At 63.8% G+C, this 14,794-nt stretch carries 13 protein-coding genes; 4 read left to right on the plus strand and 9 right to left on the minus strand.

Features of this window, described 5'->3' with window-relative positions; all coding sequences use genetic code 11:
- Positions 1-322: 322 nt before the first annotated feature.
- The 3 genes from glpK to ACSKT0_RS12280 all read right to left on the minus strand — a co-directional run bounded on the left by glpK (position 323) and on the right by ACSKT0_RS12280 (position 4,622).
- Positions 323-1,837, minus strand: a complete 1,515-nt coding sequence (gene glpK / locus ACSKT0_RS12270) for a glycerol kinase GlpK (protein WP_437770069.1) — start codon at positions 1,835-1,837, stop codon at positions 323-325.
- A gap of 58 nt (positions 1,838-1,895) precedes the next feature.
- The gene (locus tag ACSKT0_RS12275; RefSeq protein ID WP_345450587.1) at positions 1,896-2,645 is read right to left on the minus strand and encodes an MIP/aquaporin family protein; all 750 of its coding nucleotides are present in this window, start codon (positions 2,643-2,645) and stop codon (positions 1,896-1,898) included.
- A gap of 174 nt (positions 2,646-2,819) precedes the next feature.
- Entirely contained in the window at positions 2,820-4,622 is a 1,803-nt protein-coding gene (locus ACSKT0_RS12280; protein WP_437770070.1) for a glycerol-3-phosphate dehydrogenase/oxidase, read from the minus strand.
- 124 nt (positions 4,623-4,746) lie between these two features.
- On the opposite strand from ACSKT0_RS12280, the gene ACSKT0_RS12285 reads away from it, so the two are divergent.
- From ACSKT0_RS12285 to ACSKT0_RS12300, 4 genes are read left to right on the plus strand one after another with little or no spacing between them, the layout of a single operon-like run.
- Positions 4,747-5,709, plus strand: coding sequence for a sugar-binding transcriptional regulator (locus ACSKT0_RS12285; protein ID WP_437770071.1), 963 nt, complete (start codon positions 4,747-4,749; stop codon positions 5,707-5,709).
- A gap of 54 nt (positions 5,710-5,763) precedes the next feature.
- Positions 5,764-6,645, plus strand: a complete 882-nt coding sequence (locus ACSKT0_RS12290; RefSeq protein ID WP_437770072.1) for an aldo/keto reductase — start codon at positions 5,764-5,766, stop codon at positions 6,643-6,645.
- 10 nt (positions 6,646-6,655) lie between these two features.
- On the plus strand, positions 6,656-7,603 hold the full coding sequence (locus ACSKT0_RS12295) for an alpha/beta fold hydrolase (RefSeq protein ID WP_437770073.1): 948 nt from the start codon (positions 6,656-6,658) through the stop codon (positions 7,601-7,603).
- Entirely contained in the window at positions 7,600-8,685 is a 1,086-nt protein-coding gene (locus ACSKT0_RS12300) for a glycosyltransferase family 4 protein (RefSeq protein WP_437770074.1), read from the plus strand. The genes ACSKT0_RS12295 and ACSKT0_RS12300 overlap by 4 nt, the downstream gene beginning before the upstream one ends.
- Here ACSKT0_RS12300 and ACSKT0_RS12305 read toward each other — a convergent pair.
- From ACSKT0_RS12305 to mihF, 6 genes are all read right to left on the minus strand, one after another.
- On the minus strand, positions 8,682-10,820 hold the full coding sequence (locus ACSKT0_RS12305) for a primosomal protein N' (protein WP_437770075.1): 2,139 nt from the start codon (positions 10,818-10,820) through the stop codon (positions 8,682-8,684). The genes ACSKT0_RS12300 and ACSKT0_RS12305 overlap by 4 nt on opposite strands.
- An 87-nt stretch (positions 10,821-10,907) precedes the next feature.
- Positions 10,908-12,137: a methionine adenosyltransferase gene (gene metK / locus ACSKT0_RS12310; protein WP_234754218.1), complete on the minus strand. Its 1,230-nt coding sequence runs from the start codon at positions 12,135-12,137 to the stop codon at positions 10,908-10,910.
- A 92-nt stretch (positions 12,138-12,229) separates the two neighbouring features.
- Positions 12,230-13,477 (minus strand): bifunctional phosphopantothenoylcysteine decarboxylase/phosphopantothenate--cysteine ligase CoaBC, encoded by a 1,248-nt coding sequence (gene coaBC / locus ACSKT0_RS12315; RefSeq protein WP_437770076.1) that lies wholly within the window; start codon positions 13,475-13,477, stop codon positions 12,230-12,232.
- Between the two features lie 26 nt (positions 13,478-13,503).
- A complete protein-coding gene (gene rpoZ / locus ACSKT0_RS12320; RefSeq protein WP_028267125.1) occupies positions 13,504-13,764 on the minus strand; it encodes a DNA-directed RNA polymerase subunit omega in 261 nt (86 codons plus the stop codon).
- A gap of 39 nt (positions 13,765-13,803) precedes the next feature.
- Positions 13,804-14,376: a guanylate kinase gene (gmk, locus tag ACSKT0_RS12325; RefSeq protein WP_345450601.1), complete on the minus strand. Its 573-nt coding sequence runs from the start codon at positions 14,374-14,376 to the stop codon at positions 13,804-13,806.
- Between the two features lie 89 nt (positions 14,377-14,465).
- Positions 14,466-14,792, minus strand: coding sequence for an integration host factor, actinobacterial type (gene mihF, locus ACSKT0_RS12330; RefSeq protein ID WP_437770077.1), 327 nt, complete (start codon positions 14,790-14,792; stop codon positions 14,466-14,468).
- Positions 14,793-14,794 lie beyond the last annotated feature (2 nt).

Below are 14,794 nucleotides of genomic sequence, written 5' to 3' on the forward strand. Positions count from 1 at the left end.
GATGGTCTAGATCGACGTATACCGGGCGGCTAGCTAAGCAGAAGGATCGCACGCATAAAGCCACCTTACCGCCCCTGTTGCGTGTTTGTATAAAACACGCAACAGGGCACTGCGAGTGGGTGGGAGTTTGAGGGAAAGTCGCCGTTCGCGCGCGGTGAGTGACCCGCGTTTCGAGGGGGTGGCCCCTCGCCCGGGTGTGGTGGGCACCGCAAAGCGGGCGGGGCAGGGGCCGCCCCATCGAAACAGGTGAGGCGGCCCCTTTTCGGGGCGAGCAGAACTAACTCGGCGGCAGGGCGAAAGTCTCCCTCAACCGAAGTGAGGCCTACTTAACGTCGTCGTCCACCCAATCCATGGACTTGGTCACTGCCTTCTTCCACAGCCGCATCTGCCGCTCCTGCTCTTCGGCCGGAAGCTGTGGCTCCCAGCGCTTGTCTTCGCCCCAGTTCGAGCTGAGCTCGCCGAGGTCCTTCCAGAAGCCGACGGCGAGTCCGGCCGCGTAGGCGGCGCCGAGGGCCGTGGTTTCCACGACCTTCGGACGGACAACGGGCACGCCCAGGATGTCGGCCTGGAACTGCATAAGCGCCTCATTGGCGACCATGCCGCCGTCGACCTTCAACTCGGTCAGCGGAACGCCCGAGTCCGCGTTGACGGCGTCGAGCACTTCGCGCGTCTGGAAGGCGGTGGCTTCCAGGGCCGCGCGGGCGATGTGGCCCTTGTTGGCAAAACGGGTCAGGCCAACGATGGCACCGCGGGCGTCTGCGCGCCAGTACGGGGCAAACAGGCCCGAGAACGCGGGGACGATGTAGACGCCACCGTTGTCCTCGACGCCGGCCGCAAGCGTCTCCACTTCGGGAGCGGAGCTGATCAGGCCGAGGTTGTCGCGGAGCCACTGGATCAGTGAGCCCGTGACAGCGATGGAACCTTCCAGTGCGTAGTGCGGTTTGGCGTCACCCAGCTTGTAGCCGAGCGTGGTCAGCAGGCCGTTCTTCGAGTGGACGATTTCTTCGCCCGTGTTGAAGATCAGGAAGCAGCCGGTGCCGTAGGTGTTCTTGGCTTCGCCCGCCTGGAACGCCGCCTGGCCGAAGGTTGCCGCCTGCTGGTCGCCCAGGATGCCCGCGACGGGCACTTCGCGCAGCAGCTGCGAGGTGTGGACCGTGCCGTAGACCTCGGAGGAGGACTTGATGGCGGGCATCATCGACAGCGGCACGCCGAACGCGTCCAGAATTTCCTGGTCCCATTGCAAGGTGTCGAGGTCCATGAACATGGTGCGCGAGGCGTTGGTGACGTCCGTGGCGTGTACGCCGCCGTCCACACCGCCTGTCAGATTCCACAGGACCCAGCAGTCGGTGTTGCCGAAGATGAGGTCCCCGGCTTCAGCCTTGGCCCGCGCACCTTCGACGTTGTCCAGGATCCACTTGATCTTGGTGCCGGAGAAGTAGGTCGCCAAGGGCAGGCCGACCTTTTGCTTGAAGCGCTCGGGGCCGCCGTCCTGGCCCAGTTCGTCCACGATGGACTGGGTGCGCGTGTCCTGCCAGACGATCGCGTTGTAGATGGGCTCGCCCGTGTTCTTGTCCCACACAACGGCGGTTTCGCGTTGGTTGGTGATGCCGACGGCAGCGATGTCGTGCCGGGTCAGGTTGGCCTTGGACAACGCAGAGCCGACGACCTCCCTGACGTTGTCCCAGATCTCCACTGGGTTGTGCTCTACCCAACCTGCCTGGGGAAAAATTTGCTCGTGCTCCATCTGGCCGGTGGAGACAATGTTGCCTGAGTGATCGAACACGATGGCACGCGAGCTGGTGGTTCCCTGGTCAATGGCGATGACGTATTGCGACATTTTGACGTCCTTGTCTGCTTGCTTTGGTGTGGATGCTGGATAGGTGCTGAGCGGTTTGCTACTTGGCGACGGTTGCCATGATCGGTATGGAGTGGGCGACGAGTCCGGCGATGGTCCCGCCCAGGAGCGGGCCGAGGATCGGAACCCAGGAGTAGGCCCAGTCGCTGGAGCCCTTGCCCTTGATCGGCAGAATAGCGTGGGCGATACGCGGACCGAGGTCACGGGCGGGGTTGATCGCGTAGCCCGTCGGGCCGCCAAGGGAGGCGCCGATGCCGACGACGAGCAATGCCACCGCGAGCGGGCCCAGGCCGGAGGGAGTGCCGCCGAAGGTCAGGATCACGAAGACCAGCACAAACGTGGCGATGATTTCCGTAACGAGGTTCCAGGGGTACGAGCGGATGGCCGGTCCCGTGGAGAATACGGCGAGTTTGCTGGCTGCCAATGGCTCGGCGTCGAAGTGCTGCTTGTGGGCGAGCCAGGCGAAGACAGCGCCCAGGAAGGCGCCGAGCAGTTCTCCACCGAAGTAGGTGAACGTGGATGCCGCACTCACGGCCACCCCGGGGGCGAACTCGGCCTTGCCGTCAACCAGGAGACCAAGCGTGACCGCCGGATTCAGGTGCGCACCGGACATAGCCGCTACGTATACGCCGGCAAATACTGCGATGCCCCAGCCAAAATTCACCATCAGGAACCCGCCGCTGTTACCCTTCGTGCCTTTGAGCGCGACGTTTGCAACAACGCCACAGCCAAGCAGGGTAAGCATTCCGGTTCCGAACACTTCGGAAAGGAAAACAATTCCGAGAGACATCTTTGACTCCTCATTTTCTTCTGTTGTCAGCCCTGCAGGTTTTGTGGGGGCCGTTGGGTCGGCGTCCGTTAGCGCCGTCCCGGTTGCGGTTCTCCCTTGCGGAGCGGAGAACCGCAACCCTTGTGTCCAGGCTTCTTGGCCGGAACAATCAAGCTGATGTGACGTACATTACGTTCATGCGACGAGGCTGTGAACAGTCACGCCATGAAAACGTAGAAGCACCTCCTGTGCGTGCTGGATTTCCACTCCACGCTTCGCTGAATCCCAACCAAGCTGCGTGGCGAGGACTTCGGCAATTTCGTTCAGGAGCTCCCCGGTCACGAGCCCCCGGAAGGCCAGCGAGGTGCGGCGGATGAGGACATCCACGAGGTGCCCGATCTGTTCGTTGACCGCCATGAATTCGAGCTCCCGGACGCTGAGCTCGTTCGTGGAGCGCAGTTTCCGGTCCTCGCCCGCCTTGAGGTAGGCGATGACGTCCTCGGCGCGGGTGCCGTAGCGGGTGAGCAGGCCGCTGACCCTGTCGGCACCGAGACCGGGAGCCATGTGCTTCTTGACCCAGTCCTGGATTCCGTCTTCGCTGTCCGGGAAACCCAGGCCGCCTCCGATGGCGAGCTTCGCCGTCGAGGTCTTCCGCTCCATGCCCAACTCGCGCAGAACCTCGTTGCTCAGGTGTTCGGCGAGGGCCCGGAAAGTGGTCCACTTTCCGCCGATCAATGAAAGTACGACGGCGGCCTTGCCGCCTTGAGCGGCCGCAGCACCGAAGGCTTTCCGCTCGCTTCTCTCGATCCGGTAGTCGCGGGATACGAAGCCGGGCTGGGTGTCGTCGTGGCGCGGAAGCGGCCGGACGCCGGCGAAGCTGTAGACGATATGGGTTCGCTCAACCTTGATGGAGGGGAAGACGTGCCCGACGAGGTCGAAGAAGTAGTCAATCTCGGCTTCGGTGCACACGGCATCCTGGGCCATGTCGGCCTCGACGTCGGTGGTGCCCACCAGAACGCGGTCGCCCATCGGGTAGATCAGTACGATCCGCCCGTCCGTGTGTTCGAAGAAGATCTCGCGGCCGCCGCATGCTGCGAGCAATTCCGGATGGTCCAGGACAATGTGGGAACCCTTGGTTCCTCCCATGAAGCGGCTCGCGGCACCCATTGCCTCATTAGTGAGGTCGACCCAGGCGCCGGTGGTGTTGACGATCACGTCGGCCTGGAAGCTGAATTCCTCGCCCGTGAGTTCATCGCGCAGCAAAACAGTGCCGGCTGTACCGGCTGATTCGGCGTCCGTCGAGAGAAGGGAGACGTAGTTGCTGGCACGGGCGCTGCCGCCCGGCAAACCGCTCCCAATCCCGGCCTTTTCGCCGTCCTGCAGCACATCGAGGGTGAGTCGCTCCGGGTTGTGCACGGACGCGTCAAAGTAGGTGGCTGCGTATTTGATGCCGGGGTGCAATCGCGGCAGCTCAGCCAAGGCCTTCTCCTTGCCATGGAACTGATGGCGGGGGACGCTGCCGCCGTCGCGCGAGAAGAAGTCGTACATGCTCAATCCGAGTTTGATGAGGAAGGCGCCGCGTTCCTTCGGCTTGCCTTGCTTGTGCGTGAGGAAGCGTGTGGGGGCGGAAAGTATCCCGGAGAAGGTGCTGAAGATGGGGATGGTTGTCTGCAGGGGCTTGACGTAATGGGGAGCGATCTTCAAAAGCCGGTTGCGCTCGACCACGGATTCCTGGACGAGGCGGAATTCCCCGTTCTCGAGGTAGCGGATGCCGCCGTGGATCATGTGGGATGAGGCTCCGCTGGCGCCCTGGCAGTAATCGCCGCGTTCTACGAGTGCGACATCCACGCCCTGCAGTGCCAAATCACGGAAGGTGCCGACGCCGTTGATGCCGCCTCCGATGATCAGCACCTGGGCTTGCGGCCGTTCGCGAAGTGCCGAAACCGAGGTCCGACGTGGTGATCCTGCTGCGGAACCGGAATTGCTGGTGTATCCCAAAACTGCTCCCTTGGGCTTTGGTGTGTGCGCTGCATCACTTGACGTCGCACCTTGCACAACTATTCTTCGAAAGAATGGAAAATGAAATCAAGCTACTTGCACAAACGTGCAGAACGGAATTGAGATGCCACGCTCACGACATTCAGAGGCCCTCCGGGCAGCACAGATGTACTACCTGCAGGACCTCACCATGGACGCCATCGCCCGCGAACTTCGGACCTCGCGTTCAACCGTCTCGCGGCTGCTGTCCTCGGCCCGTGAGTCGGGACTGGTCCAGATCCAGATCCGCAGTCCACTGGATTCCGCCCCTGAACTGGAGCGTATGATCCGCAACGAATACGGCGTCGATGTGCATGTGGTGCCCGTCCTGGACACCTTGAACGAGGCGGAAACCCTTGACCGGGTGGCGACCCAGGCCGCACGGACCATTGGTCCCCTGGTCGATTCCAACGCCATTATCGGAGTGGCCTGGGGTGCCACCATCAGCGCGGTCAGCAGGCACCTGACGCGCAAGATCACGCACGGCAGCACTATCGTGCAGCTCAACGGCGCCGGCAACATGCAGACGACCGGCATCACCTACGCGAGCGACATCATGCGCCGTTTCGGCATCGCCTATGGTGCTCGGGTGGAACAGTTCCCTGTACCCGCTTTCTTCGACCATGCTTCCACGAAGACCGCCATGTGGAATGAGCGCAGCGTCCAGCGCGTGCTCGATCTCCAAGCCAGGATGAGCATCGCCATCTTCGGTGTCGGTTCGGTGCATTCGGACTATCCCAGCCACGTCTACGCCGGCGGCTACCTCGACGAAACGGACCTGTCTCTGCTTGCCAGCTCGGACGTCGTGGGCGATGTTGCCACCGTCTTCTTCCGCGCCGACGGCTCTTCCGACGGCATTACCCTCAACGAGCGGTCCACCGGCCCAAGCCACGAGCAACTAAGGCAGGTCCGCCGCCGCATCTGCGTCGTCTCGGGTGCATCCAAGATCAACGGGCTGCGCGGAGCTCTGCAAGCGAGGCTGGCCACAGATCTGATCCTGGACGAGGCAACGGCGAAGCGCCTGGTCAGTTTCGGCAGCCCTTCCTGAATAATTGAAGGACCCTGAAACATTCCCGGCATCGAGGTAGGTAGAGTCTTGGCTATGAAACCCTCGCCTAGGCTCAGTCTCAACAACGGTGTCTTGATTGACCAGTTGGGGTTCGGGCTTTACAAGGTGCCGCCGGCGGACGCCACGTCTTTGGTCGCCACTGCGCTGGGCGCCGGCTACAGGCACTTCGATACAGCCGCCATGTATGGCAACGAAACCGGGGTCGGCCGGGGCATCGGCAGTGCGGTCATTCCCCCGCCCGGAGTGGACAGCAACACAGGAGGCTCCGGGGAAGGAACCCACGGACTCTCCCGCGAAGACGTCTTTGTCACCACGAAGCTCTGGAACGACGACCAGGGCTACGACTCCACGCTCCGCGCCTTCGATTCCTCGATGGCCAATCTCGGCCTCGACTACGTCGATCTGTACCTGATCCACTGGCCCTGCGCAGGGCGCGGTTTGTTCCAGGAAAGCTACCGGGCAATGGAAACCCTGTACCGCGAAGGCCGGGTGCGTGCGATCGGCGTCTCCAACTTCCAGCCGGACCATCTCGATGCGCTCATGCAAAAAGCCGAAGTGGTTCCGGCGGTGAACCAGATTGAACTGCACCCTTGGTTGCAGCAGACCCGGCTCCGCACTCTCCACGAGCAGTTGCGCATCCGCACGGAAGCGTGGAGCCCCTTGGGCCGCGGCCAGGTCCTTCAGGATCCGGCAGTTCGGGCCCTCGCGGACAAATATGGGAAGACACCTGCGCAAATCATCATCCGCTGGCACCTCCAACTGGGAAATATCGTCATCCCGAAAGCGAGCACAGCGGCACGCATCCAGGAGAACTTCGATGTCTTCGGCTTCGAGCTGGACGCCGATGACATGGATGGCTTGGCCGCCCTCGAACGCCACCACCGCACCGGGTCACACCCGGACAACGTCAACTAGGACCTGCCGAATGGAACAAGTGGACACCAACCACTCCCCCGAACCCGCACCAACCTCCCCACGGGAGTTCTTCAGCAAGGCCTTGGCCGCCCGGACGAGTGCCTCGGACATCGACCTCGACGGCAGCAACGTCGCCTATTGGTGCTACGAACCGGTCACGGTGACCGCGGATACCCGGACCATACTGGTCATCCACGGTTTCCGCGGCGATCACCACGGCCTGCTCCGCGTCGTAGACCACTTGCCGGAAATGCGTGTCATCATGCCCGACCTTCCCGGCTTTGGCAGCTCGGAGCCTTTCGCCGGAGACCCCCACACCGTGGAACGCTATGGGAAGTTCATCACCGGTTTCATGGCCGCCGTGGGTCTTGGAGCGGACACGGTTCTCCTCGGGCACTCCTTCGGATCCATTGTTGCCAGCCATTTCGCCGCCGCGAATCCGGGAGCCATCCGTCCGCTGATCCTGGTCAATCCCATCGCCGCTCCCGCGCTTGAGGGTCCCAAAGGCCTCATGACCAAGCTGGCAGTCCTCTACTACCAGGTCTCCGCCAAGCTCCCGCGCCGGCTGGGGCTCGCCGTCCTGCGCAGCCGCCTCATTGTCCGGGTCATGAGCGCCGCGATGGCCAAGACCCGGGACAAAGAACTGCGGGCCTTCGTTCATGGCCAGCACGATGCGTACTTCTCGGCGTTCGCCGACCGTGCGAGCCTCCTGGAGTCTTTCCGGGCTTCGGTGTCCAGCCATGTGGCCGAGGTCGCCGCGCAATTGGACCTTCCCGTGTTGTTGGTGGCCGGCGAGAAAGACGAGATCGCCCTGCTCCGGGACCAGCACAAGCTCTTGGAGCTGCTGCCGGACGGGGCGCTGGAAGTGATTCCCGACGTCGGGCATTTGATCCACTACGAGACGCCGGCTCCGGCCGCCGCCGCCATCCGCAGCTTCCTGGAGGAACACCCCGCGTGAAGATCGTCATAGATGCCCGCTTCACCCGCACGGACCATCATGACGGGATCAGCCGCTACGGATCAAGCCTCATAGCGGCGACATCCAAGATCGCGGACGTCACCATGCTCATCAGCGACAAGCGTCAGTTGGCGCTGCTCCCGGATGTCCCCTACGTCCACATCAGCAGCCCGCTGTCCCCCCGTGAACTGTTCGTGGCGCGCGAAGTCAACAAGCTCGAGGCCAACGTCGTGGTTTGCCCGATGCAGACCATGGGTACCTGGGGCCGCAAGTACGGACTGGTCCTGACCCTGCACGACCTCATCTACTATGAGCACCCGGCCCCTCCGGGCTTTCTGCCCGCACCGGTGCGGTTGCTCTGGCGGCTTTACCACAAGGCCTACTGGCCGCAGCGTTTGCTTCTCAACCGGGCCGACATCGTTGCCACCATCAGCCACACCACTGAGTCGCTCATCTCGGAGTTCAACTTGACCCGCCGCCCGGTCCGGATCGTGGGCAACGCACCTCAGCCAGGCCAGGCGCCACGCGATCCCGCAGCCGGCGCCGAGAAGTCCCTGCTCTACATGGGCTCGTTCATGCCCTACAAAAATGTAGAGACCATGATCCAGGGAATGGCCGAATTGCCCGGATTCACCCTGCATCTGCTCAGCCGGATCACCCCCCAGCGCCGGGCAGAGCTGGAGGCCTTGGTCCCGCCGGGCGCGAAGGTCGAGTTCCACAACGGCGTCACGGATGCCGAATACGATTCCCTCCTGCTCCGGGCTACCGCCCTCGTCAGCCTGTCCAAGGCAGAAGGCTACGGGCTGCCCCTGGTCGAGGCGATGGCACTTGGCACTCCCGTGGTCGCCAGTGACACCCCCATCTTCCGTGAGGTCGGCGGGGACGCCGTGAGCTACGTGCATTCCGAATCGCCGGGCGAATTTGCTGCAGCAGTCAAGGCCCTTGAAGATACGGAATTGTGGCAGGCGCGCTCACGCCGTTCCGTGGAACGCGCGGCTGATTTCAATTGGGACGAGTCGGCCCGCCAACTGCTGGCCGTGGCCGAAGAGATCGTTGCGATGCGCAGCCCCAAGCGACGCTAGAGGAAGTCGACGCCGTCAAGGCGCAGTTGCACGGGTCCCGAGGTGCGCTTCGCCGCGCTGGAGGCTTTGACGGCCCGCATGGAACGCGTAGCCTCCACCGCCTGTGCATAGGGAATGAAGATCAGTGTCCGGACGTCCGGATCGCGTTCCTGTTCTACCGCACGCTGCGCAGACAGCGTGAGGGAGACCGGTGCGGGGCCCGCGGTGCGCAGCTGGATAGTTTCGGCCAGGCTTTCGGTGAAGTGCACGACGTCGGCCCGCTTGCCTGTCACTGAGGCGATCCGGACTGCTGGCGGCAACTGGAGTTCCTGCCGGAGTGCCAGCTCGCGGGAGGCATATCCCGCAGGGTCCCAGCGCAACAACGCGCCCGTCGCGGTGGTGTCGTCGGCAGTGATGACTACGAGTCCGCCTTCGTTCGCGGGCCGTACGAGGGCCGCCGCGTTGAACCATCGCCGTACGGTGTCCTCACCGGCGCGCAGGTTTTCCCTGCGCAGGAGCGAATTGCCATCCAGGAGCAGCGCCGCCGCGTAGCCCCCGCTGGCTACCGGTTCAGCGCCCACAGTCGCGACCACGAGGGCACGGGCATCGGATACCGTGGCTTTGACCTGGTCCCCCGAAGACGTCACCACGGCCTTGCCTGGAAAAGCCCTGCCCAGTTCTTCCGCGGTCCTCAGCACACCGGCCGCCCCCCTGCGGAGTCGGCCTCCGCCGCAATGCCGGCACCGCCATTCCGGGGCCGGGGTGGAGCACCAGCGGCACTGCGGAAGAGCCGATTGACCGGCGATCGCGAGGGGTCCCTGGCAGTTGTTGCACCTGGCGGTTTCGCGGCAATCCTCGCAGACAAGGGACGGGGCGTAGCCGGCCCGGGCCACCTGCACCAGGACGGGTCCGCGTTCCAGTCCCTCTTTGGCGGCCCGCCAAGCGGCGCCGGGCAATCGTGCGATCTTCGCCAGGGGATCGCGTTCCTGCTCGAAGCTGTCAGCCGTATTGAGCACCCGTGGCGTCCTGGCCCGGACCACTTGCCGGGGAGCTTCCACGGGCACAGCCCAGCCCCCTTGGACAAGCCGCTGAAGCTCTGTGCTGCGGCTATGCGCGGCCATGAGGCACGCCGCTGATTCCTGTTCGGAACGCAAGAGCAGGATTTCCCGGGTGTGGGCGTAAGGGGCGCGCTGGTCAATGTGGAGGTCGTCGCCGTCGTCCCAGCACACCACCAGCCCCAGGTCCTGCACCGGAGCGTACGCAGCGGAGCGGGTGCCCACTGCCACCTTCGCGGCGCCGCTGAGGAGCCGAAGGTAGCTCCGGTACCGCGGTGTCTGGCCGTCGTCCGCCGTCAACCGCGCGAGGTCTCCTGGTGGCAGGACAGCGCGCAGCGCCGCCTCCATGCGGTCGAGATCACGGTAGTCGGGGACGACGACGACGGCGCCCCGCCCTGAGGAGCGGACTGCCGCCACCGCAGACGCCACAAGCTCGGGCCAGCCGGCGGCTCCAAAGCCCTGTGTCGCAGTCAAGACGGCACGGGGTGAGCCACCCCCGGCGAGGTGTTGCAGGTAAGGCGCCCCGTTGGCGTAGGAAGCCCACGCCGCTTGCGCCCGCGTAGCGGAGCCCTGTATGGACCCGCTGCGCTCCTCGCTGCCTTCCCCTGGCTCCTCCAAGAGGGATTCGCCGGAGAGGAACTGCTTCTCCAGGCGCGCGACGCGGGGCGGAATGGCGGTGCGGAGGACATCGCTGAGCGTCCCGGCGTAGCGGGCCGCGACGCTGGAGGCAAGCTCCAGCAACGCCGGAGTCAGAACCGGAACGGCTGAAACCACCTTGAGGAGCGGAGTCAGGGCATGTCCGGCCTCCGACGATTCCATGCGCTCCAAGACATAGCCGTTGAGTTCCTGACCGCTGAAGCGGACTTTGACCCGGACGCCTGCCAGAGCCGTTCCATCCAACTCGGCCGGGACGCTGTAGTCGAAAGGCCTGTCGAGGTGCGGCAAGGACGATTCGATCAGGACCCGTGCCACGGGATCGCTCGCCGCGAGCGGTGGTCCCCCGACGTCGGTCCCCCGCGAAGGGAACCCTTGCAACAAGGACGGCTGATGGGATGGCGAAGACGACGCCATGGCAAACGGAAGCAGTGAACCATCGCTCATGCTTGCCACCTCCCTGGAGTGCCGGATGCCTTGGGGCAATCCAAGCAGGCACCACCGACAATTCCGGCCCTGGCTGGAGCAGCCAAGTCAGGCGTTGAAGAATTCCTTCAATTCGTCCACGCGGTCCAATCGTTCCCACGTGAAATCCGGCTCGTCGCGGCCGAAGTGGCCATGCGCCGCGGTCTTTGCGTAGATGGGGCGCTTGAGGTCGAGGGCGTCGATGATGGCGCGCGGACGGAGGTCGAAGATCTCCGCAATCGCTTCGCTGATCTTGGCCGGGTCAACAGTCTCGGTGCCAAAGGTTTCCACGTAGGTGCCCACCGGACGCGCCTGGCCGATCGCGTAGGCGATCTGGATTTCGGCCCGCTTGGCCAAACCTGCCGCTACGACGTTCTTCGCTACCCAGCGCATCGCGTAGGCCGCCGAACGGTCCACCTTCGACGGATCCTTGCCCGAGAAGGCACCGCCGCCGTGGCGGGCCATGCCGCCGTACGTGTCAACGATGATCTTTCGGCCTGTCAGCCCGGCGTCGCCGACGGGACCGCCGATGACGAAGGCACCGGCCGGGTTCAGGATGTTCGCGACGTGGGAGATGTCCAGGTTGGACACGGCCAGGACGGGCTCGATCACGTGGGAGGCGAGATCGGCACGCAGGCGATCGAGGTGGGTCCCTTCGGCGTGCTGGCTGGAGATGACCACCGTTTCAACGGAAACCGGACGGTCGCGGTCGTACCCGACCGTGACCTGGGTCTTGCCGTCAGGGCGCAAGTAGGCCAGTTCGCCGCTCTTGCGGACTTCGGTGAGACGCTCGGAGAGCCGATGGGCGAGCCAAATCGGCGTCGGCATGTAGGACGGAGTCTCATCGCTCGCGTAGCCGAACATGATGCCCTGGTCACCGGCGCCCTGGAGGTCGTAGTCGTCCTCCTGGCGCCCTTCGCGGGCTTCGAGCGAATTGAAGACACCGCCGGCGATGTCGTTGGACTGCTGTCCGATGGAGACAGACACGCCGCAACGGGCGCCGTCGAAGCCGTTGGCGGACGAGTCATAACCGATGCCGAGGATAGTCTCGCGGACGATCTGCGGAATTTCGACATACGCATCAGTGGTGACTTCGCCGGCTACGTGCACCAAGCCGGTGGTGGCCATGGTTTCAACAGCCACGCGCGACTCGGGGTCTGCAGCCAGGAGCGCATCGAGGATGGCATCGCTGATCTGGTCGCAGATCTTGTCCGGGTGCCCTTCCGTAACAGACTCCGAGGTGAAGAGCCGGAGCTTGGACGGGATGCCGTGGGATTCATGGTGCAGCGGTAAAGTCACTCGACTACCTTACTCGGTTGGGGGCGGCCGGGTTCCGCCGTATGTCCCTATGCTAAGGATGGACCAGCTAAGCAATGAGCGTCACGCGGCGCTTACGTTGCCGGGTGCACGCGGCTCAGTTCCGTGCTGATGCGGTCAATAACAGCGGCGGCGACGTCGGATTTGGAACCTGCCGCCGATTGCGGCGCCGCGCCATGGCCGGAGAGAATGATCACAGAATTCTGGTCCTGGCCGAACACGCGCCCGACGCCGACCTGGTTGACCACCAAAAGGTCGCAGCCTTTGCGTTTGAGCTTGGCGGTGGCGTGCTCCAGGACGTTGCCGTCCTCGTCTCCGGTTTCGGCTGCAAACCCGATGATCAACTGCGTGGATGCCTCAGCGTCGCGGCGCACCACCAGCTCATGCAGGATGTCCGGGTTCTGCACGAGGCGCACCACGGGGGCATCGTTGCCGTTGACCTTCTTGATTTTCGTGTCCGAAACTTCGGCAGGGCGGAAATCCGCGACGGCCGCGGCCATGATCACGACGTCGGAGCCGGCAGCGGCTTCCAGCGCGGCATCACGGAGCTCCAAAGCGGATTCAACCTGGATCAGTTCGACGCCCGCGGGTGCCTTGACCTCCATGTGGGCTGCGAGGAACCTGACATGGGCGCCTGCGTCAAGGGCCGCGGCGGCCAGTGCAACACCCTGTTTGCCGGAAGACCTGTTCCCCAGGAAACGGACCGGATCCAGGGCTTCCCTGGTGCCGCCGGCGGAAATCGTGATGGTGCGCCCGGCCAGGGGTTTCGGGCCAGCAAGCAGGGTTGAAGGCGAGGATGTGCCGACCAAAGCCATGGCGGCCGCGAAGATCGCTTCCGGCTCGGGCAGCCGGCCTGGCCCGGAGTCCGCGCCGGTCAACCGGCCCACTGCGGGTTCCAGGACGGTGATGCCCCGGCTGCGCAGTGTCTCCACATTCGCCTGGGTGGCTTTGTTGTGCCACATTTCGGTGTGCATTGCGGGAGCGAAAAGCACCGGACCGTGGGCCATGAGGAGTGTATTGGTCAGCAAATCCCCCGCTTGGCCGGTTGCTGCCTTGGCCAGCAGGTCCGCAGTTGCCGGGGCGACCACGATGAGGTCCGCCTCATGCCCGAGACGGACGTGGTTGACCTTCTCGACATCGTCAAAGACGCTGTTGCTCACCGGATTGCCCGAGAGGGCCTCCCACGTAGCCACGCCGACAAACCGAGTGGCTGCTTCCGTGGGAATGACCGTGACGTTGTGTCCGGCTTCAGTAAAAAGCCGGAGGAGCGATGCAACCTTGTAGGCTGCGATCCCTCCCCCGACTCCGAGGACTATGCGCACGTGACCTCCGTCAACAGGCAGTCTGTTTACTCTGCGGGCTCGATGGGAGTGGAAACCAGCAGGCCTTCGTTGATCTCGCGCAGGGCGATGGAGAGCGACTTCTCGTTCAGCTTCGTGTCGACCAGCGGGCCAACGTACTCGAAGAGGCCCTCGTGCAGCTGGGCGTAGTACGCGTTGATCTGGCGCGCGCGCTTGGCGCCGAAAATCACCAGGCCGTACTTTGAATCGGCAGCAGCAAGCAGCTCGTCGATCGGCGGGTTGATGATGCCTTCAAGGTTCGTGGACACGAATTCTCCAAATTCTAACGGGCTGACAGGTGCTAGCGCTTAGCGCTGGTGCGGGGTAAGCCCCATGAGTGAAACAAGCTCGTCCGCTGCCCGGCGTACGTCGTCATTGATGACGGTGTGGTCAAACTCCGGTTCAGCGGCAAGTTCCAGTTTAGCGGTTTCCAGCCGTTGCTGCTGTTCCTCCGGGGTTTCGGTGCCGCGTCCCACCAGACGGCGGACCATTTCGTCCCAGCTGGGCGGAGCAAGGAACACGAAGTTGGCGTCCGGAACTGCCGCCTTGACTTGGCGGGCCCCCTGCAAATCGATCTCCAGCAGCACGGACCTGCCTTCGGCGATGGCGGCGTCCACGGTGCTGCGCAGCGTGCCGTAGCGGTTCTTTCCATGGACCACGGCCCACTCAAGCAACTGGCCGTCCTCGACGAGTGCGTCGAATTCTTCGGCGGACTTGAAGTAGTAGTGGACGCCGTCCTTCTCCCCCGGCCGCGGGGCGCGTGTGGTGGCTGAAACTGACAGCCAGACCTCGGGGTAATTGTCCCGGATATACGTGGATACTGTTCCCTTGCCAACGGCAGTGGGGCCTGCGAGGACGGTCAGTCCCGGATTCTTGCTCACATCGTCCTTCGTGGAGATCCTATATATGCTGCATATCTTCTTAGACGCCGCATATGTTAAACGCTGCATTTGTTAAACGCTGCATTCGTTTAAACGCCGTATTTGTCTTCCATAAAATCTATCAGCGACCGGGACTGGTGAATTCCCAAGCCCCTGAGCCTGCGTGAAGCGGCGATCCCGATCTCCGCCATGATGGTCGCCGCCCGGACCGGGCCGATGCCCGGAACGGCCTCGATAAGCTCGGAAACACGCATGCGGGCGATGGCCTCGTCAGTCTGTGCCGACTTAATCAGCCGGGCAAAGCTGAGTTCGCCCGTCCTGAGCTGTTCCTTCGCGAGAGCCCGTCGTGCCCGGGCTCTCGCGGCTTTCTCCAAGGCATCGGAACGTTCCTCTGGCGACAGAGCCTTTAAGGTCACTG

It is taken from the genome of Arthrobacter sp. KNU40, from assembly GCF_051515115.1.
GTDB lineage: Bacteria > Actinomycetota > Actinomycetes > Actinomycetales > Micrococcaceae > Arthrobacter.

What these genes read in the sequence shown, in the direction of transcription:
- ACSKT0_RS12290 (WP_437770072.1), top strand. Translation starts at nt 5,764, where the DNA reads ATGAAACCCTCGCCTAGGCTCAGTCTCAACAACGGTGTCTTGATTGAC.
- ACSKT0_RS12285 (WP_437770071.1), top strand. Translation starts at nt 4,747, where the DNA reads ATGCCACGCTCACGACATTCAGAGGCCCTCCGGGCAGCACAGATGTAC.
- glpK (WP_437770069.1), bottom strand. Translation starts at nt 1,837, where the DNA reads ATGTCGCAATACGTCATCGCCATTGACCAGGGAACCACCAGCTCGCGT.
- ACSKT0_RS12275 (WP_345450587.1), bottom strand. Translation starts at nt 2,645, where the DNA reads ATGTCTCTCGGAATTGTTTTCCTTTCCGAAGTGTTCGGAACCGGAATG.
- ACSKT0_RS12305 (WP_437770075.1), bottom strand. Translation starts at nt 10,820, where the DNA reads ATGAGCGATGGTTCACTGCTTCCGTTTGCCATGGCGTCGTCTTCGCCA.
- ACSKT0_RS12295 (WP_437770073.1), top strand. Translation starts at nt 6,656, where the DNA reads ATGGAACAAGTGGACACCAACCACTCCCCCGAACCCGCACCAACCTCC.